Consider the following 20,329-nt stretch of genomic DNA (forward strand, 5'->3'; position numbering starts at 1 on the left):
AATGAGAAAATTCCGGCTGTATTTTGAGGAACATAACCGCGGACCATTATCTCAGCTGTGGCAACAATTTCAGCGCCAGCATGCTGCGGTTTTTGGTTTAGTGATGTTTTCGTTTTTTTTGCTGCTGACACTATTAGCGCCACTGATCACACCTCACAACCCCTATTTACAAAACCCTGATCTGTTACTGCTGGCACCGTCCTGGAGCGATCAGGGGTTAGTGCAATACCCTTTTGGTACTGATGATTTAGGCCGTGATTTAATGTCGCGCCTGATGAAAGGTGCTACTTATACTTTTGGTATTGCCCTGGTTACTGTGATTGGATCTTTGCTGATGGGTCTGGCCTTAGGCGCCATGGCGGGTATGAGCAAAGGTGTTAAATCAAGCATTTTTAACCATGTACTGGATTTAGCATTAACTATCCCTTCCCTGCTACTGGCCATCATTATAGTGGCAGTGTTGGGCCCTGGCCTGTGGAACACCACCTGGGCCATTATGCTGGCACTGTTACCGCAGTTTGTGCACGGTATTCGTAATGCGATACAAGACACCTTAAAACAGGATTATGTGGCGGCCTATCGGCTGGATGGCGCTTCCAATTGGCAGGTATTGCGTTATGCGGTGTTGCCTAATATCTGGGAGCACTTAACCGTCATGGCGACCATGGCACTCTCTACCGCTATTTTGGATATAGCAGCCTTAGGCTTTTTAGGTTTAGGTGCTCAGGCACCGACATCCGAATGGGGTGTGATGATAGCAGACGCGCTGGACTTAATTTATCTGGCACCATGGGCCATAGCACTGCCAGGTATTCTGGTATTTGCTTCCGTCTTGTCGGTGAATCTGGTGGGTGATGGCTTGCGCACAGCGATGAAAAAGCGGCGGGAAAACTGATGATTCTGCTCGATATAAAAAATATGACGATAGAGCTGGAAACTCCGGAAGGCTTAATTCGCGCAGTCGACAGAGTCAATCTGACCATACGTGAAGGCGAAATTCGGGGTTTAGTTGGCGAATCAGGTTCAGGTAAAAGCTTAATTGCCAAGGCCATAGTAGGTGTGCTGAATAAAAGATGGCATATCACCGCAGACAGATTCAGCTGGGCGGGCCAGGATTTATTGCGTTTGTCTTATGAAGAACAGCGCAAAATCATTGGCCGCGATATAGCGATGATCTATCAGGAACCCAGCCGGAGTATGGACCCTACAGCCCCGATTCTGGAGCAGTTACTTGAAGCCATACCGGATTCAGAGCTTGGTGGCAGTTGGTGGAGCCGGCCTTTTGAGCGCCGCAAAAGAGCCATAGCCTTATTGCATAAAGTGGGCATTCGCGACCATCAGGCTATTTTTAACTCTTATCCTTATCAGTTGCCTGAAGGGGTTTGTCAGAAAATCATGATCGCCATGGCAATAGCGAAAAAACCAAAGTTATTAATCGCCGACGAGCCAACAACGGCACTGGAAAGCACCACTCAGGCACAGTTATTCCGCTTGCTGGCCAGCTTTAACCAGCTCAAAGGCATGTCTATTTTATTAATAAGCCACGAACTTGAAACTGTAGCGCGCAATACTCAAACCTTAAGTGTGCTCTATTGTGGCCAATTGGTTGAAGCAGGCGAAACGGCCACTATTCTTAAATCGCCCTTACATCCTTATACCGATGCACTGATCAAAAGCGTGCCAGAATTTCAGCCAGAGCTAGCCAGTAAGCAACCTTTGTATGCCTTGCATGGCAGCATTCCTACACTACAGCATTTACCTATAGGCTGTCGTTTGGGGCCCCGCTGCCCCAATGCCCGCAAGGAGTGTGTCAAAACACCTGTGCTGGAGCGCCAGCAAAATCACTACTTCAGTTGTCATTTTCCGCTGCAGGGTAAAAAGCTATGACCACCCCATTGCTGGAGATCCGGCAGCTGTATAAAAGTTACCAAAAGGCCCAGGGGATCTTTGGTCGTAAAACCATTCAGGCATTGTCTGATATCAGCTTTACGATTTATCCGGGACAAACACTGGCTATTGTTGGTGAAACCGGCTCAGGCAAAAGCACACTGGCAAAATTGTTGGTAGGTATTGAAACACCAGATAGTGGCGAAATACTGCTCGACGGTAATACCGTCACCATTAGTGATTATAAAAAATACAACCACGTCATTCGTTACATCTTTCAGGACCCGGCACGATCATTAAATCCTCACCATAAAGTAGGACAAATGCTGGACGATGTATTGCGCTACAGTACAAAAATGGACCAAGAACAACGCCAGGACAAAATTCACCAAACCTTAGAGCAACTGGGTTTAATGGAAGAACACGCCGATTATTACCCTCATATGTTCTCAGGGGGGCAATTACAGCGTGTAGCGCTCGCCAGGGCCCTTATTATGGACCCTAAGCTGCTGATACTGGATGAAGCTTTAACAGCGCTGGACCCATCGTTGCGGGCTCAGATTGTTAATCTGCTGCTGGAGTTGCAAAAGAACACAGGCCTGTCTTATCTGCTGATCACCAACCACCTGCGTTTGGTGCGGCATATCAGTGACAGCATGCTGGTGTTACATCAGGGCAAAGCGCTGGATTATGGTCCAACCAATCAGGTATTTGATAACCCTCAACACGATTACAGCAGAAAATTAATTAAAAGTGCTCAGAGCTAAATGTACTATTGGCCATAAAAAAACCAACCCGCTGGTTGGTTTTTTTATGCGCTGACAAATAGATGGATTATTCGTCTACTGTCGCAGCTGGCAGCGAGCGGGTAATTTCAGCATTGGCTTTTAATGCGGCCACTAAAGCTGCAAAACTACTTTGTGCTTTCTGATCTGAATACTGTTGTAACTGTTCTACTGACGGTTTGCTGGTGACTTCAATCTCTGTAACTTTAGTCACAGCAAGCAAAGCCGCGTCACCGCTGGCCATATTTAACATAGCCACAGTAGCAGGTTGACCTTCAGCAGGTTTCGCCAGTTCAAAGGCTTTAGTGCGGATATCTGAATCAATATCACCACCAAAACGAGTGACAGCTGCTTTAGTTTCCAGTGTCAGATTTGCAGCAGCAGCTACTTCAGATAACGTTTTACCTGCAACAACTTCCGCCAATAAAGCTTCAGCTTTCGCTTTCGCCAGCTCAGAACTCTTCGTTGCGATGACAGCTGCTTTTACCTGGTCTTTGACTTCGTCAAGCTTCTTCGTGGTTTCAGGCTGATGTGAATTCACTCTGACGACCACAACCTGCTGCGGAGCCACTTCAATCACGTCACTGTTCACGCCGGCGCTGATAAAGTCTTCGGAGAACAAGGTCTCAAGCACCTTAGGTGCGGCTAACTCAGCTGGAGCATTTGAGCGACTGAAGGCTGGTACTGATACGACTTTAGTACCTACAGCTTCTGCAGCTTCTTGCAGGCTGTCAGCAATTTCAAAGCTTTTCTCGCCTAACAATTGTTGCAGATCGGCAAACTTCTCAGCCGCTTTTTCTTCTCTTACTGTCGCCAGAATTTGCTCTTTTACATCAGCAAAAGCTTTGGTTAAACCAGGCTGAACTTCTGTCAGTTTGATAATGTGGTAACCAAACTCAGTTTTCACCACAGGGCTTATATCACCAGCTTTCGCCAAGGCATAAGCTGCCTTTTCGAACTCTGCATCCATCACGCCTTTTTCGATAAAGTCTAAATCACCGCCTTTTTCAGCAGAAAAGGTATCGGCAGATTCTTTTTTCGCTAACTCAGCAAAGTCAGCACCTTGCTGTAACTGAGCAGCTAAAGCATCAGCCTTGGCCTTGATCTCAGCATCGTCTTCGGCAGACTCAAGTAAAATATGTGACACACGACGACGTTCTTCGGTTTGATAGCGCGCTTGGTTCGCATCGTAGTAAGCCTGCAAGTCAGCATCCGCCACTACAACAGACTTGGCGATATCAGCAGCTGTTAACTGCACATAATCTACTGAGACTGTTTCTGGCGATACAAACTGATTGGTGTTGCTTTGATAATAGTCCTGCAGCAGTTGATCATTAATTTCAACAGCAGAGGCAAAATCGGCAGCTTTTAACACAGCGTACTGAATATCACGGCTTTGTTGTTGTAATTTAGACAACAACTGCATTTCAGACACTGTTGCAAATTCTGAACCCGCTACACCAACCACCAACTGGTTTGCTGACATTTGCGCACGCAAATAATCACGGAATTGATTTGGTTCATAGCCATTTTGACGCAGCAGCGCTATATAACGGTCATTGTTGAATACGCCGTCTACCTGAAACTCAGGCATAGCACGAATAGTGTCACGCAACGTATCATCGCTGACCATCAGATCCAGTTGACTAACTAATTGACGTTGTAATTGTTCGTCTATCAGTTTTTCCAGCACTGAATTACGGAAATTGCTCATATAGTTGCTGTCAGCTGACAACATGCCGAACATTTCACCAAACTGCTGTTGCATTCTGGCTCTTTCGTTTTGATAGGCTGTGTCGAACTGAACTTTAGTTATTTCATCGCCGTTGACTGTGGCAACAGGTGCTTCTCTGGTGTTGCCAAGATAACTGCCAACCCCGGCTAAAGCGAACGTCAGGATCACAAAGCCAAGAATGACCTTGGCGATCATGCCCTGCGAACCTTCTCTGATCTTTTCTAACATTATATCTACGTCTCTTTTGGCAACTTTTGGTTGTCTTAAAAAAAAAGCGCATCTTAGCAGATACGCCTTTTTCATAAAAGCTGTGGCAGCGTCAGGCTTAATGCGTTTTGCTTTTCTCTGCCTGTGGCCTTGAGCCACGCAGAACCATCAGCTTCGTAGGCTTGGCCGCAACAGCCAAGCGTTCAGCTTAGTTTACGCTGTCTTTCAGCGCTTTACCTGGCTTGAACGAAGGAATTTTCGCAGAAGCGATTTGGATAGTTTCACCAGTTTGTGGATTACGGCCTGAACGTGCAGCGCGCTCGCGAACTGCAAATGTACCAAAACCAACTAAGGCTACTGAATCGCCTTCCTTAAGAGCCTCAGTAACAGCGTCGATGAACGCGTCCAGAGAACGACCAGCTGCCGCTTTAGAAATATCTGCACCAGCAGCGATTTTGTCGATAAGTTGAGACTTGTTCACAATATCATCCCCTTCAATTGTTATTATTTTCAACAACTACAGTAAATTTGGTTTGTCGTAGTAGCGCGTTTGTTATATCAAGCCTGATGTGGGCTTGCAAGCACAAAACGACGCACTACAAAAAATTCTGTTAGGCCACAACCCTTGCTGGGCAAGGGCTGCGTCGAAACTGCCCATAACTTAACACAGCCAGAGCAATTGAAAAGCCCCTAAGCCGGATTTTTTATGCTTTTTTTGCTTTTTGCTGGATTTTTTTCCACTTCAAGCACCGACATGCCTGTTGGCGGCTCTTGCAGAGCCAGTTCCAGCACTTCGTCAATCCATTTTACTGCACGAATTTCAATGTCACCTTTGACGTTGTCCGGAATATCTTTTAAGTCCCGAACGTTGTCATGAGGGATTAGAACCCGCTTTATACCACCACGGTGGGCAGCGAGCAGCTTCTCTTTCAGACCACCTATAGGCAGAACTTCACCACGTAAGGTAATTTCACCTGTCATGGCCACATCAGCCCGCACCGGGTTGCCCGTTAAACTGGACACCAGAGCTGTCACCATAGCTATACCAGCGCTTGGACCATCTTTTGGTGTGGCGCCTTCTGGCACGTGCACGTGAATATCACGTTTTTCATAGAAGTCTTCGTTGATACGCAGCTTTTCAGCACGGCTTCGAACCACTGTCATAGCCGCCTGAATAGACTCTTTCATCACATCGCCTAAAGAGCCTGTGTAGGTCAGTTTGCCTTTACCAACCACAGCGGCCGCTTCAATCGTCAGCAAATCACCGCCGACAGAAGTCCAGGCTAAACCTGTGACCTGACCGATACGGTTGCTGTCTTCCGCTTTACCGTAGTCATGACGTTGTACACCTAAGAAATCTTCCAGGTTATCCTGGTTGATCACCACTTTCTTCAGGTTTTTATCTAGCAGAATGTTTTTCACTGCTTTGCGGCATAACTTGGAGATTTCACGCTCTAAGCTACGTACCCCAGCTTCACGAGTGTAATAACGGATAATGCCGATAATAGCGCTGTCTTCAATCTCAATTTCATGAGGTTTTAAGCCATTGCGTTCAATTTGTTTGTTGATCAGATGCTGTTTGGAAATATTCAGCTTCTCATCTTCGGTGTAGCCCGCCAAACGAATCACTTCCATCCGGTCCAGTAAAGCGGCCGGAATATTTAAGCTGTTTGATGTGGCAAAAAACATCACGTCAGATAAATCGTAATCTACTTCCAGATAGTGATCAGAGAAGGCTGTGTTTTGCTCAGGATCTAACACCTCAAGTAGAGCCGCTGCTGGATCACCGCGGAAATCTGATGCCATTTTGTCAATTTCATCCAGTAGGAACAGCGGGTTACGCACTCCGACTTTGGCCATTTTCTGGATAATTTTGCCCGGCATAGAGCCAATGTAAGTACGTCTGTGACCACGGATTTCCGCTTCATCACGTACCCCACCTAACGCCATACGCACATATTTGCGGCCTGTCGCTTTAGCCACAGACTGGCCCAGTGAAGTTTTACCTACACCTGGAGGTCCGACTAAACATAAGATCGGGCCTTTTAATTTGTTAACGCGCTGTTGTACTGCCAGATATTCAAGGATGCGTTCTTTGACTTTATCCAGGCCATAGTGGTCTGAATCCAGAATACGCTCTGCGCCAGCCAGATCTTTTTTCACCTTGCTGCGTTTTTTCCATGGCACATTGGTCAGCCAGTCGATATAGCTGCGCACCACTGTGGCTTCGGCCGACATAGGTGACATCATTTTTAGCTTTTGCAGTTCAGCCGTAGCTTTAGTACGGGCTTCTTCCGGCATTTGCGCCTGTTCGATTTTTTTCGACAGGGTTTCAAATTCATCCGGTGTATCTTCCAGTTCGCCCAGTTCACGCTGAATGGCTTTCATTTGCTCATTCAGGTAATACTCGCGCTGGCTTTTTTCCATTTGCTTTTTGACACGGCTGCGAATACGGCGTTCCACCTGCAGAATGTCGATTTCACTTTCCATCATCGCCATCAGGAACTCTAATCGTTCCGTCACGTCAATGATTTCTAATACCTTCTGCTTGTCGTCCACTTTTAACGGCATATGAGCCGCCATAGTATCCGCCAGACGTGCAGCGTCATCTATGCCAGAAAGCGCTGTCAGCACCTCAGGCGGGATTTTTTTATTCAGCTTGATATAACCTTCAAACTGATTCACAGCAGAGCGCAGAATCACTTCCTGCTCGCGGCTGTCCATTTCCGGTGTCGGAATTAAATCAACATAAGCGGCGAAGGTGTCTTCTGTGTCGGTAAACTCAACCAATTGAGCACGCTTGCCCCCTTCCACCAGCACTTTGACCGTGCCGTCAGGAAGCTTGAGCAATTGCAAAATAGTGGCGACAGTACCAACCCGATACAGATCAGTATCTTTAGGGTCATCCAGCGTGGCGTCTTTTTGCGCAACTAAAAAGATTTGTTTCTCTTTTTCCATCGCGGCATCCAGGCATTTGATGGATTTAGCCCGGCCAACGAACAGCGGGATCACCATATGCGGATAAACGACCACGTCTCTTAATGCCAATACTGGCATATGCAAACGTTCAGTCTTTGCTACTGTCATGAAATCTCTCTCGAATTATTTACTGCAGGTGACATGATTCAACAGTATATGGGGGCTGTTTATGTCACTTCAATGAGTTAGCAAAAAATATGGACTTCTAAAATGGGTCTGTAAAATGGGGGCAGATCACGTATTTGTTGCCAATGTGACCTGACCCCGTTCTTATCGGCCAGACTTTTTCACTTACTGAGAAGCAGCAGCTTCTACTGTTTCGTATATTAATATCGGCTGAGACTCGCCGCGGATCACCGTCTCGTCAATGACGACTTTGCTGACATGTTCCATAGACGGTAAGTCGTACATGGTATCGAGCAAGACATTTTCGACGATAGAGCGTAATCCACGGGCGCCGGTTTTACGTTCCATGGCTTTTTGCGCTATGGCTTTGAGCGCATCTTCGCGGAACTCCAGTTCGACATCTTCCATCTGGAATAAGGCACCAAACTGTTTCACCAGAGCGTTTTTCGGCTCGCTTAAGATTTGCATTAATGCAGCTAAATCCAGCTCAGTTAAAGTCGCCACCACTGGCAGACGACCAATAAACTCTGGAATTAAACCGTATTTGACTAAATCTTCAGGTTCCACATCTTTAAAGCTTTCAGTCAGAGTACGGCTTTGTGAGGTTGCACGCACTTCAGCACCAAAACCTATGCCTGAACCTTTAGCGCAACGCTGTTCAATCACTTTATCCAGACCAGCAAAGGCGCCACCACAAATAAATAGAATTTTTGAGGTATCGACCTGTAAGAACTCTTGCTGTGGATGTTTACGGCCACCCTGAGGCGGAACCGAAGCCACAGTACCTTCAATCAGTTTTAACAGTGCTTGTTGTACACCTTCACCTGATACGTCGCGCGTGATCGAAGGGTTGTCTGACTTGCGAGAAATTTTGTCGATTTCATCGATATAGACAATACCACGCTGGGCTTTTTCTACATCGTAATCACATTTCTGCAGTAACTTCTGGATGATGTTTTCAACGTCTTCACCGACATAACCCGCTTCGGTTAAGGTGGTGGCATCGGCCATAGTAAAAGGCACATCCAGTAAACGGGCTAAGGTCTCGGCCAATAAAGTTTTACCGCTACCTGTAGGGCCAATCAGCAGAATGTTACTTTTGCTCAGCTCAACGTCCTGTTTATGCTGCATGCTGCGTAAACGCTTGTAGTGGTTGTAGACTGCTACCGCCAGAACTTTCTTCGCATGGTCCTGACCTATGACGTAATCATCCAGGTGGGCGCGGATCTCTTTTGGCACTGGCAATTTATTGCTGTCGCGTTTTGGCGAAATATCTTTAATTTCTTCGCGAATAATATCGTTGCATAAATCGACGCATTCATCACAGATATAAACCTGTGGGCCTGCAATCAGTTTGCGCACTTCATGTTGTGATTTGCCGCAAAAAGAGCAATACAACAACTTGCTGCTTTTCTCGCCATCAGAGCGATGATCAGACATGTAACTTCCTCTTTCACTACATAGAGATGGCCGGCTTCGCGCCCTTTACCATCTCTGAATTAAACTTACTTCGCATCCCTTTGCGTTAATATGGCATCGATTAGGCCATATTCCAAGGCTTGCTGCGCACTTAAGAAGTTATCGCGCTCTGTATCTTTACAAACCTGTTCATAAGTTTTGCCACAATGCTCTGCCATCAAACGGTTTAATTTCTCTTTGATATGCAAAATTTCACGGGCATGAATTTCGAAATCTGTGGCCTGGCCCTGGAAACCACCTAATGGCTGGTGGATCATCACACGAGCATTGGGTAAGCAGTAACGCTTGCCTTTAGTACCACCTGATAATAAGAACGCGCCCATACTGCAAGCCTGACCGATACATACAGTGGCGATATTTGGCTTGATGTATTGCATGGTGTCATAAATCGACATACCAGCAGTGACAGAACCGCCCGGTGAATTGATATAGATATAAATATCTTTGTCCGGGTTCTCAGATTCTAAAAATAACAGCTGAGCGACGATCAGATTGGCCATATGGTCTTCGACTTGGCCAGTTAAAAAAATCACCCTTTCTTTTAATAAACGTGAATAAATATCAAAAGAGCGCTCACCCTTAGCGGTTTGTTCGATCACGATAGGAACTAAGGCATTCACTAACTCATTCATTCTCGGCTCAAATGCCATAATGCGATTTCCTTCATTGAAAAGAGGGGCTTTCTGTAGCCTTGGTCATTGGCGTTGCTTCGCACTGTTGACAATGCTGGAGCGTCCAGTACGACAGCTACAAATAAAAATGGCCCGAACTATGATGTTCGAGCCATTAAAACTGCCTGACAAACAGATGTCAAATCTTAGTTTGCAGCTTGTGGATTCATGATCTCATCAAACTTGGCTTTTTCTTCTGTTACTTTCGCTTTAGTCAGAACCAGATCAATAGCCTGCTCCTCTAAAGCAACATTACGCATGCCTTGTAACAGTTCTTTGTTGCTGTTGTAGTACTGGATCACTTCTTGTGGATCCTCATACGCAGAAGCAACAGTTTCAATCAGAGACTGTACGCGGGCATCTTCAACCTGCAGGCTGTTTGTTTTGATCACTTCACCTAATAACAGACCTACTTTCACGCGGTCTTTGGCTTGTTCAGTGAACAGACTAGCTGGCAGTTCTGGTAATTGTTTCGGATCCAGGTTGTTGCCAAAACGCTGTAACGCCTGACGACGTAATACTTCGATTTCGCTGTCGATCAGAGCTTGTGGCACTTCAACTTCGTGAGTTGCTAACAAACCTTTGATCACCTGATCTTTTACGCGAGCTTTGATACTGTTATTCAGCTCGCGCTCCATGTTCTTTTTCACTTCAACTTTTAACGCATCAACAGTAGCTTCAGCTAAACCGAACAGCTTCGCGAACTCGTCATTTACTTCTGGTAACTGCTGAGTTTCAACTGCTTTTACCGTTACAGCAAAGCTAGCTGCTTTGCCTTTTAAGTTTTCAGCGTGGTATTCAGCAGGGAAAGTCACTTCAACAGTCACTTCTTCACCTGCTTTTTTGCCGACGATTCCGTCTTCAAAACCTGGGATCATACGACCCTGGCCCAGTTCTAGTGGAAAGTCAGAGGCTTTGCCGCCTTCGAACTCTTCACCATCGATAGAACCTACGAAATCGATGATCACGCGATCACCTGAAGCTGCTGCAGCTTCAGTTTTTGCCCAAGTTGCATGTTGCTTACGCAAAGTGCCTAACATGGTCTCTAAGTCTTCAGCAGTGATTTCAACAACTGGCTTAGTCACTTCAACTTTGTCCAGAGCGTTCAATTGAACTTCCGGATACACTTCGAAAGTTGCTGCGAATTCTAAGTCTTTGCCTTCAGCCAGTTGGCCTGGAGCAAAAGTAGGAGCGCCAGCAGGAGTTAATTTGTTCGCAATGATGGCTTGATAGAAATGGTTTTGCATCTGACGTGAAGCCACGTCTTGTAATACAGACAGACCAAACATTTTTTTGATCATCGCAACAGGCGCTTTGCCTGGACGGAAACCGTCAATACGGCGATTTTTCGCGATATTTCTTAATTCTTTTTCTACTTCAGTGCTGATGGCAGCAGCTGGAACAGTAATAGTCAAACGGCGTTCTAAACCCTGTGTGGTCTCAACAGAAACTTGCATCTTGTTACCTCAAAATCAAATCGGGCGTCTCGCTACGCCATCTTTTCGCTTGTCCGGGCTCTGTCTTTACGCACACAATCCAGACCTGTTATATAGGACGCGGCATTATAGCGAGGGTTTTTCGCTGAGTCGAGCTTTTGATGAAACATCAGATGTGGCGCGGCTTAGAGGCCTAATTTCACTTCATTTTTTAGTGTAAAGACCAGTGCCTGAAAAGAAAAATCAGCAAAGGATAAGCGCCGCTTTTCTGATGATTTTTAGCGTTTTGCTCTCGCTTTGGCGCCACTTTTTGTGTAGCAATAGACTTCGATTACAAAAACAACAGGACCTTTATGATCGATTTCAGCCTTTGGCCTTTACTAGGCATCGCCGTCGTGATGCTTGGTTTTATTTTAAAATTTAACCCTGTGCTGGTGGTCACAGTAGCGGCATTTGCTACAGGCATGGCGGTAAAAATGCCAATCATAAGCTGGCTTGAGTCCCTGGGCACAGCCTTTTTAAAAACCCGTAATTTGCCGCTGATCTTGTTATTGCCTTTGGCAGTTATTGGTCTTTTAGAGCGGCATGGCCTGCGCGAAAAAGCCCAAAGCTGGATCCAAAACATCAAAGCCGCTACGTCCGGGCGTTTATTGCTGGTGTATCTGGCACTTCGTGAAAGTACAGCAGCCGCAGGCCTGACCAGTTTGGGTGGTCATCCACAAATGGTGCGGCCATTACTCTCTCCTATGGCAGAAGCGGCTTTTGAGCAAAAGCACCAGAGCCTGCCGGACAAAATTAAATACAAAATCCGCGCTATGTCAGCTGCAACCGACAATATAGGGCTGTTTTTTGGTGAGGATATTTTTGTCGCTTTTGGCGCTATTATTTTAATGCATACCTTTTTACGCGAATCTGGTATTGAAACTGACCCTTTGCATATAGCGCTCTGGGGCATACCAACAGCCATAGCTGCCTTTTTAATTCACGGGACCCGTTTAATCCGATTTGACGCCTATCTCGCGCGCCAACTGAAAGATGAACTGAAGCAAGCACCTTCGCAGGAGCCGCGCCATGATTAGTATGACTCTGCTTTATTACGTGGCTGCGATATTGTTTTTTGCTGTGTCTTTTTTTAGTTTCCAAGACAAAAGATACAGCAGCGCTTTGTTCTGGTTCAGTTATGGCCTGATTTTCTTGTTGGGTGATTTTATGCCGCCTGCTCTGGTCGGTGCTTTAGTGGTGCTGATGGCCTTAGTGGCAGGTTTTGGCGGTGTTATAGGTGGCAACTATCAGACGTTAGAGCTGCAACAGCGGCTAGAATCCGTCAAACGTCTTGGCAATAGGTTATTTATTCCGGCCTTGATGATCCCTTTGCTTACGGTGTTTTCGGCGTTGGTTCTGCTGCATATTCAGGGCGATGGCTGGTCTTTATTGGATCCGAAAAACGCCACCCTTTCCGCTTTGGGCTTAGCGGCATTTTTTGCTGTACTGGCAGCTTTGTATCTCACCAAAGAAAAACCACAACAAGCACTAAAAGAATCTTCGCGTTTAATCGAAGCCATAGGCTGGGCTTTTTTATTACCCCAGTTACTGGCCACCTTAGGTTTATTGTTTAATCAGGCCGGTGTAGGTGAAACCGTATCGAAGTTGACAACTTTGTATTTAAATTTAAACCATCCTTTGCTGGCGGTGGCTTGTTATGCCATAGGCATGGCCTTATTTACTGTCATTATGGGCAATGCTTTTGCCGCTTTTCCGGTGATCACCGCTGGTATTGGTATTCCGTTATTGGTGCTGCAGCATGGCGGCGATCCGGCCATTATGGCGGCTATCGGCATGTTTTGTGGCTACTGCGGCACCTTACTCACCCCTATGGCGGCAAACTTTAATATAGTGCCGGCTGCACTTCTGGAGCTGCCGGATAAAAATGCGGTGATTAAAGCTCAGGCGCCAACAGCCCTGGTGCTGCTTGGCGTGAATATCATTCTGATGTATCTGTTAATGTTTTAAGCTGGAGCACACATGCAGACTATTTTACTGACCGGCTTTGAGCCTTTTGGTGGCGAACAAAGCAATCCGTCTTGGCTGGCCGTACAGCAGCTGGACTGTTATCAACTGGACGATGAAGTGCAGATTGTCAGCAGGCAGCTGTCTTGTGTCTTTGAAAAAAGCCAGCAGGAACTTAAAACAGCCATCGAAGAATTAAAGCCTGTGCTGGTGTTGGCTCTAGGTCAGGCCGGCGGTCGCACCGAACTTTGTTTTGAAAAAGTGGCTATTAATTTTATCGACGCCCGTATCGCCGATAATGCCGGACAGCAGCCGGTTGGTGCCGCTGTGGTCAATGATGGCCCTACAGCTTATTTCACGACCTTGCCCATCAAAGCTATGGTCAACAGCCTGAAGCAACAAGGCATCCCCGCTGCTGTGTCTTACACAGCTGGCACTTATGTCTGTAATACAGTGTTTTACGCGCTGATGCACCAGTTGAAAGATAAACCCAAAGTGCGGGCTGGTTTTTTACATATCCCTTTTGCACCGGAACAAGCTATTGGTAAAGCTGTGGCATCAATGCCTGTAGATATGGTAGTGCGCGCACTAAAACTCTGTTTGCCTGTCGCACTGCAAAGCACAGAAGATTTACAAATAGCAGCGGGCACACTCGACTAGATATCATCCTGGAGCTTGCCTTAAAGCGCCCGCATGGTTAAAATTTCCGCGCTTTTTCTACTGTGGCCTATCGGGACGACCCGATAGCGCATCAATAATTCGGGGACGACCCCAACTTCAAAAACTGGAATACCTTATGAACTGGTTATTGCTTGTTGTGGCTGGCTTATTGGAAGTCGGTTGGGCTGTAGGTTTAAAATACACTGAAGGTTTTACCAAATTCTGGCCATCGGTCTGGACCCTTGGCGCTATGCTTTTGAGTATCAGCATGCTTGGGCTTTCGATGCGGGATTTACCTGTAGGCACAGCCTACGCGGTCTGGACTGGCATAGGTGCGGTCGGCACTGTGATAGTCGGAATTTACTTGTTAGGTGAGCCGGCAACTGCAGGACGCTTAATCAGTATTGGCCTGATCTTATTAGGTATTATTGGTTTAAAACTCAGTTCTTAAGTTTTAGTTCTGAAATATAAGGGGCACTGTTGTGCCCCGCTAAAAGTTAAAGCGTAATATGCTGCCGTACTCGTTCACCTAAACCCACACCAGCTTCTGACATAGTTAGATAGGTATGATCAGCACCCGCGTCCAAAATAGCTGCGGCTTCATCTTTGTGCATGCTGTGCGAGACAATCAAACCACCAAAGCCTGCTTGCCGCAGCTTTCTGGTCGCTATCACTTTGGCTTCCACATCGTTTAAACAAAGCACTACAGCTTTAATCCCACCCAATGTTAACCCCTGCCAGAACACCTGATCCTCTGCATCCGCAAACAGCACGTTATTACCTTTTTCCTGATGCTCTGCCACTTTGGCTGGGTCAGAGTCTAATGCAACCAAATGGCATTTATGCTCCAGATATTGATAGGCAGCAGAGCCTGTGCGTCCCATGCCCATAATCAACACTTCAGCGTCGCCCAAAGACACAGGTTGTTCATCCGGGTGATGAATATCACGTTCAAACGGAATGAGCCTATGTGCTAAACGTTCATACAAAGGGTGAGCAAAACGGTTTAAAGGTGCAGAAACCACAAAAGATAAAGCCACAGTTAAAGCCAGTGGAATAAGAAATTGCGGCATCACACTGGCTGCGACAATAAGCGCAAACTCACTGTAGTTACTCAGAGCTAAGCCAGATAAAAAGGCACTACGGGCTCGTAACCTGAATAACACCAACAGCGCAAAAAACAGCACAGCTTTAAAAGGCAGCAATGCGGTCATCAATGCTGCAAAGAGCCAGGCTTGTTGATCAGGTAAGCCCCCTAAACCTATTTGCAGGAAAAAGCCTACCAGGAAAAATTCCTTTAAGCCCCATAAGGTTTTAGACAACTCCCCTGCTCTGTTGTGCCCAGCCAGCAAAGCACCAAATACCAGAGCCCCTAATTCAGAACTTAAGCCTATGGCATGAAAGCCTGAGCCGCCTAATACCACAGCAAGCAAGACACCAAACAAAATCTGCAAGTCGTCATGGCCTGTTAAATCCATTAACTTGTACAGCAGCGGTCTTAGTAAAGGCACCAACAGCACAAGTAAAGCAAAAGGCGAAGGCGTAATGCCCTGAGTAAAACTCAAAAGCGCCATCGCTATTAAATCCTGCATAACCAGAATGCCGATGGCGACACGGCCGTGGAAAGCCCGAATTTCGCGCTTACCCTCCAGTACTTTAGCCGCCAGCACTGTGCTGGAAAACGCCAAAGCAGCGGCAAGCATCAGAGCATAATACCAATCAGGTTCAAAGGTCAGATAGATAATAGGGGTGTAGAGCAAAGCTGAGCTGGCAAAATGAGCCAGACTGCCGCCTAAGACTTCTGGTTTACCTAAACTGCGGATATTGAGTTTTAAACCTACGGTAAATAACAGCAGCAACACGCCTAAATGTGCAACATGGGCAATAATGGCATTGCCTTCTTTAGGTAAATCCAATTCTGTTGCAGAGGCCGTGATCATAAAACCAGCCGCCAAATAGCCAATCAGAGGTGGCAAGCCAATTAAGCGCACCAACAAACCTAAACTAAAGGCAAATCCTATCCATACCGCTTCTAACATAACAATCCTGTATTTATCTTTTGTTATTTGCCTTGATCAGGCTCTGTTTCTGACTGTTCATGGCTATTACCTGCACTATCACCTGCTTTACGGGCTATCCAGTCTTTTGTTGTTCTGTGTACACCACGACGTAGGGCTGCACTGGCATTTTCTAGCATATCTACCCCTGTTAACACCGCGACTACTACGACAGATAACCAAATTGCTACCTGATAATGGCCTAAACCTGTAGCAACCCCTATAGCGGCAAGCACCCAAATAGTCGCAGCAGAAGTCACACCTACCACTATGCCTTCACGGGTCAGCATGACGCCAGCGCCAAGAAAACCTATTCCCGTCACCACCTGACCTATAATACGGCTTGGATCTGTGACTACGTTCCCCACCATACGATTGGCATCAAGGACCGCATGGCCTAAAGGCAACGACAAGGCGACAAATAAATAAGTGCCCAAAGTGATCAGAATAGAAGTACGGATCCCCGCAGGTTTACCCCGCAGCTGCCGCTCTAATCCAACAATACTGCCACTTAATAAGGTGATGCCTATGGCCTGCCAGGATAAAGGGCTGATATTAAACCAGACTGGATCCAGCATCATACTGCGCCTCCGGCCATTAACTTTTGTGCGTTACGAGCCCTGGCCGCTTTCCACTCGGCTTCAGTCATAGGCACTGTTTCACCTAAACTGCGGGCAACGGCTTTACGCTTTTGAATATTCAATGAAATTTGTTGATACTCTTCTGGCGTTTTTTTACGCCAGTCGACAATTTCATCCATATGGCGATAACAACCTACACACACTTTTTCTTCATTGAGCCTGCAACAGGCAACACAAGGAGATTCCACTTCAGCTCCGGCTATTTATTCTAACTCACTCCAGTGTAACCACTTTTTGATGCAGGCCAAAGTTTTACTCCACTGAACCTGTAATCAGTCCGAAATGTAGGGTCTTTAACCGCAGTTTTGCTTGTGAGGCTTTACGCTGCTTTGGCTTTATGGCAGCGTACGTTCAACCAACAAGAGGTCCACTGATGAAAAACTATAACTACAGTCTGATAGCCCTGGCTTTATGTTCCACTTTGGCAGTCGCAGCCGATGATAAAAAACCAGGCTGGAATGTCGATAAACCCGCAGGCAAATTCACTGACATAAAAATCGACGTGCAACAAGGCACCTGGATGAATGTGAATGTCAGCCCGGATGGCAAAACCATCGCCTTTGATTTATTGGGTGATATTTACACTATGCCGATAAGCGGTGGCAAAGCCAAAGCCTTAACTTCGGATATAGGCTGGCAAATGCAGCCAGTGTTTAGCCCTGATGGCAAATACATTGCTTTTACCAGTGATCAGGGAGGTGGCGACAATATATGGGTGATGAAAGCTGATGGTTCTGAGCAAAAAGCTGTCACAGAAGAAACCTTCCGCTTATTAAACAGTCCTGCCTGGAGTCCGGATGGCGAGTTTATCGTCGCCCGCAAACACTTTACCGCCAGTCGTTCTTTAGGTGCCGGTGAAGTATGGCAATATCATAAATCAGGCGGTGCTGGTGTGATGTTGACAGCCAAAACCAGTGACCAAAAAGATCTGGGAGAACCCGCGTTTTCACCTGACGGTAAATACATTTATTTTTCACAGGACGATACGCCGGGCAAAACCTTCCATTACAGCAAAGACTCAGAACAAGGCATTTATGTCATTAAACGCTTTGAGCGTGAAACCGGCAAAATTGATGTGCTGCTACAAGGCGCTGGTGGCGCTATCCGCCCTACACCTTCGTCTGATGGCAAATATTTAGCTTATATCCGCCGTGTCGATTTCCAGACCACCTTGTTTTTATATGATTTAGAAAGTGGCGAGCATATTCAACTGGATAACCAACTAGACCGCGATATGCAGGAAACCTGGGCTATTCATGGGGTTTATCCAACCTTAAGCTGGACACCGGATAACAAAAAGCTGGTGTACTGGGCAGGTGGTAAAATCAATAGTTTGGATATTGCCAGCAAAACCAAAACCGACATTCCGTTTTCTGTGGAGCGCAGCAAAAAAATTCAGCAGGCGGTTAAATTTAAGCAGGATTTAGATAAAGACCAGCTAGACGTCAAAGTGCTTGGTAACCTGCATATATCGCCTGACGGTAAAAAAGCTGTGTATTCGGCTTTAGGTCATTTATATATCAAAGACTTAAAATCAGGTTCAGCAAAGCGTCTGACCAGCCAAAGTGAACATTTTGAGTTTTACCCGCAGTTTTCTCGTGACGGCAGCAAGCTGGTGTATGTCAGCTGGCATGATACAGCACAAGGCCGGGTCAAACTGCTGGATTTAGCCACAGGCCAAAGCCGTGATTTAACACCTGAAGCGGGCAAATATGTCGAACCGACTTTCAGCCCTGATGGTCGCACTGTGGTGTACCGCAAATCTGGTGCCGGCTCATTGCTGGACAAAAAGTGGTCGCTGAATACCGGCCTTTATGCGGTCAGCGTCAGTGGCGCTGATAAACCTAAACTTCTCAGCCGTAATGGCTTTGCCCCTATGTTTGGCAAAGACAGTAAAAGAGTTTTTGCCCAGGATTATGGCGAATCACCAACACTGCTCAGCATAGATTTGGCCACAGAGCAGCAACGCACTTTATACACAGCGAAGTATGGTACTGAGTTTAAGTTATCGCCGGATGGCAAGTACTTAGCTTTTGTCGATCGCTTTAAAGTTTATGTCACACCTTTTGCCGAACGGGGTGCAGTGATTGATATCAGCGGTTCAGATAAACAATTCCCGGTGAAGCAACTGTCCGTCAAAGCCGGTACTGATATCAGCTGGACATCCGACAGCAGCAGCTTGTACTGGCACTTAGGGCCAGAGCTGTATCATCACAGTATTGCCGGTTTGTTTGATGTAAACAGCAAAGTGAAAGTTGATGCCAAAAACGGCAGCAATATTGGCTTTAGCGTGCCTATGGATAAACCCCAAGGCCAAATCGCTTTTGTTGGTGGTCAGGTGATTACCATGGAAGGCGATACGGTACTGCAGGATGCTGTAGTGCTGGTTGAAGGCAATAAAATTAAAGCTGTTGGCACTAAGGCTGATGTCAAAGTTCCGGCAGAGGCTGAAGTCATCGACATCACAGGCAAAACCTTATTGCCGGGTTTGTTTGATGCACACGCCCACGGCGCTCAGGGTGTCAATCAGTTGATCCCACAACAAAACTATGCCAACTACGCAAGTCTTGCTTTGGGTGTCACCTCTATTCACGACCCGTCCAATGACACTCAGGAAATATTCACCGCCAGTGAATTGCAAAAAGCCGGCATCACTGTGGGCCCACGTATATTCTCCACTGGTACTATTTTGTACGGTGCTTATGGCGCAGGCTATACCTCTCATATCGACAGTCTGGACGATGCGAAATTTCACTTAGAGCGGCTGAAAAAAGTCGGTGCCTTTTCGGTGAAAAGCTACAACCAGCCTCGTCGTAATCAGCGCCAACAGGTGATTGAAGCGGCTCGTGAACTGGAAATGCTGGTGGTGCCTGAAGGCGGCTCTTTACTGCAGCATAACCTGAGTATGGTGGTGGATGGTCACACCACACTGGAGCACTCTTTACCTGCAGCAGTGTTATATGACGATGTGAAACAACTGTGGCAACAAAGCAACACGGCCTATACGCCCACCTTGATTGTGGCCTATGGCGGTATTTTTGGTGAGAACTACTGGTACGATAAAACTGATGTCTGGAAACATCCGCGATTAAGCCAGTATGTGCCAGCAGATGAACTGCGTCCACGCAGCATGCGTCGTCCTAAAGCCCCGGATCATCACTACAACCATATTTCTATTGCCAAAATGGCCAAAGAGCTATCCGACTTAGGCGTAGTCACCAACATTGGTGCTCATGGTCAGCGCGAAAGTTTAGGTGCGCATTGGGAAATCTGGATGTTTGCCCAAGGCGGCATGAGCCCGTTGGAAGCACTAAGAACAGCCACCATTAACCCGGCCAAAACCTTTGGTATGGATCATCAATTAGGTTCTATTAAAGCCGGCAAACTGGCCGACCTGATTATCCTGGATGCCGATCCGCTGAAAAACATTATGGACACTGACAAAGTGAAATACAGTATGGTCAACGGCCGTTTGTATGACGCTGAATCGATGAACCAGGTGTATCCGGAGAAAAAACAACGGGCGCCCTGGTTTTTTAGTCCAAAAACTCATTAAATGCTTCGTTGATCACAAAACCGGCTCAGGCCGGTTTTTTATTTTCTGGGGTTACTTTGCATATTTTGTCTGCACTGCTAGGATCATCAGTGTTATGGATTCT

The 20,329-nt window shown here is 46.6% G+C and carries 17 protein-coding genes; 8 read left to right on the plus strand and 9 right to left on the minus strand.

Going from position 1 to position 20,329, the window contains the following annotated elements; genetic code table 11:
• Position 1: 1 nt before the first annotated feature.
• The 3 genes from EK374_RS12990 to EK374_RS13000 are packed head-to-tail and all read left to right on the plus strand — an operon-like array spanning position 2 to position 2,654.
• Positions 2 to 895: an ABC transporter permease subunit gene (locus EK374_RS12990; protein WP_127024288.1), complete on the plus strand. Its 894-nt coding sequence runs from the start codon at positions 2 to 4 to the stop codon at positions 893 to 895.
• Positions 895 to 1,887: a peptide ABC transporter ATP-binding protein gene (locus EK374_RS12995; RefSeq protein WP_127024290.1), complete on the plus strand. Its 993-nt coding sequence runs from the start codon at positions 895 to 897 to the stop codon at positions 1,885 to 1,887. The genes EK374_RS12990 and EK374_RS12995 overlap by 1 nt, the downstream gene beginning before the upstream one ends.
• The gene (locus EK374_RS13000) at positions 1,884 to 2,654 is read left to right on the plus strand and encodes an ATP-binding cassette domain-containing protein (protein ID WP_127024293.1); all 771 of its coding nucleotides are present in this window, start codon (positions 1,884 to 1,886) and stop codon (positions 2,652 to 2,654) included. Before EK374_RS12995 ends, EK374_RS13000 begins: the two co-directional genes overlap by 4 nt.
• A 67-nt stretch (positions 2,655 to 2,721) precedes the next feature.
• Here the strand turns inward: EK374_RS13000 and EK374_RS13005 are convergent, their stop codons facing one another.
• From EK374_RS13005 to tig, 6 genes are all read right to left on the minus strand, one after another.
• Complete coding sequence (locus EK374_RS13005) at positions 2,722 to 4,635, minus strand: SurA N-terminal domain-containing protein (protein ID WP_127024296.1); 1,914 nt, start codon at positions 4,633 to 4,635, stop codon at positions 2,722 to 2,724.
• Between the two features lie 187 nt (positions 4,636 to 4,822).
• Positions 4,823 to 5,095 carry a nucleoid-associated protein HU-beta gene (gene hupB / locus EK374_RS13010; RefSeq protein ID WP_008898812.1) on the minus strand — a complete coding sequence of 91 codons (273 nt, stop codon included), beginning with the start codon at positions 5,093 to 5,095 and terminating at the stop codon, positions 4,823 to 4,825.
• 209 nt (positions 5,096 to 5,304) lie between these two features.
• A complete protein-coding gene (gene lon, locus EK374_RS13015; RefSeq protein ID WP_127024299.1) occupies positions 5,305 to 7,701 on the minus strand; it encodes an endopeptidase La in 2,397 nt (798 codons plus the stop codon).
• Positions 7,702 to 7,884: 183 nt separating this feature from the next.
• Complete coding sequence (gene clpX, locus EK374_RS13020; protein WP_127024302.1) at positions 7,885 to 9,159, minus strand: ATP-dependent protease ATP-binding subunit ClpX; 1,275 nt, start codon at positions 9,157 to 9,159, stop codon at positions 7,885 to 7,887.
• 65 nt (positions 9,160 to 9,224) lie between these two features.
• Complete coding sequence (clpP, locus tag EK374_RS13025) at positions 9,225 to 9,848, minus strand: ATP-dependent Clp endopeptidase proteolytic subunit ClpP (RefSeq protein WP_206099202.1); 624 nt, start codon at positions 9,846 to 9,848, stop codon at positions 9,225 to 9,227.
• A 167-nt stretch (positions 9,849 to 10,015) separates the two neighbouring features.
• The gene (tig, locus tag EK374_RS13030; RefSeq protein ID WP_127024305.1) at positions 10,016 to 11,326 is read right to left on the minus strand and encodes a trigger factor; all 1,311 of its coding nucleotides are present in this window, start codon (positions 11,324 to 11,326) and stop codon (positions 10,016 to 10,018) included.
• A 332-nt stretch (positions 11,327 to 11,658) separates the two neighbouring features.
• Between tig and EK374_RS13035 the strand changes: the two genes are divergently transcribed.
• From EK374_RS13035 to sugE, 4 genes are all read left to right on the plus strand, one after another.
• Entirely contained in the window at positions 11,659 to 12,384 is a 726-nt protein-coding gene (locus EK374_RS13035) for a DUF969 domain-containing protein (RefSeq protein ID WP_127024308.1), read from the plus strand.
• Complete coding sequence (locus EK374_RS13040; RefSeq protein WP_127024311.1) at positions 12,377 to 13,315, plus strand: DUF979 domain-containing protein; 939 nt, start codon at positions 12,377 to 12,379, stop codon at positions 13,313 to 13,315. The genes EK374_RS13035 and EK374_RS13040 overlap by 8 nt, the downstream gene beginning before the upstream one ends.
• Before the next feature lie 12 nt (positions 13,316 to 13,327).
• Positions 13,328 to 13,972, plus strand: a complete 645-nt coding sequence (pcp, locus tag EK374_RS13045) for a pyroglutamyl-peptidase I (RefSeq protein WP_127024314.1) — start codon at positions 13,328 to 13,330, stop codon at positions 13,970 to 13,972.
• A 136-nt stretch (positions 13,973 to 14,108) separates the two neighbouring features.
• A complete protein-coding gene (gene sugE / locus EK374_RS13050) occupies positions 14,109 to 14,423 on the plus strand; it encodes a quaternary ammonium compound efflux SMR transporter SugE (protein WP_127024317.1) in 315 nt (104 codons plus the stop codon).
• Positions 14,424 to 14,469: 46 nt separating this feature from the next.
• Here the strand turns inward: sugE and EK374_RS13055 are convergent, their stop codons facing one another.
• From EK374_RS13055 to EK374_RS13065, 3 genes are read right to left on the minus strand one after another with little or no spacing between them, the layout of a single operon-like run.
• Positions 14,470 to 16,011, minus strand: coding sequence for a cation:proton antiporter family protein (locus EK374_RS13055; RefSeq protein WP_127024320.1), 1,542 nt, complete (start codon positions 16,009 to 16,011; stop codon positions 14,470 to 14,472).
• A 23-nt stretch (positions 16,012 to 16,034) separates the two neighbouring features.
• Positions 16,035 to 16,610 carry an MgtC/SapB family protein gene (locus EK374_RS13060; RefSeq protein WP_206099203.1) on the minus strand — a complete coding sequence of 192 codons (576 nt, stop codon included), beginning with the start codon at positions 16,608 to 16,610 and terminating at the stop codon, positions 16,035 to 16,037.
• A complete protein-coding gene (locus EK374_RS13065; protein WP_127024323.1) occupies positions 16,607 to 16,858 on the minus strand; it encodes a DUF1289 domain-containing protein in 252 nt (83 codons plus the stop codon). The genes EK374_RS13060 and EK374_RS13065 overlap by 4 nt, the downstream gene beginning before the upstream one ends.
• A 185-nt stretch (positions 16,859 to 17,043) precedes the next feature.
• Here EK374_RS13065 and EK374_RS13070 point away from each other — a divergent pair, with 185 nt between their 5' ends.
• Positions 17,044 to 20,226, plus strand: coding sequence for an amidohydrolase family protein (locus EK374_RS13070; RefSeq protein WP_127024326.1), 3,183 nt, complete (start codon positions 17,044 to 17,046; stop codon positions 20,224 to 20,226).
• The last annotated feature ends 103 nt before the right edge of the window (positions 20,227 to 20,329 follow it).

This window comes from Rheinheimera mangrovi (assembly GCF_003990335.1).
Classification (GTDB): Bacteria; Pseudomonadota; Gammaproteobacteria; order Enterobacterales; family Alteromonadaceae; genus Pararheinheimera; species Pararheinheimera mangrovi.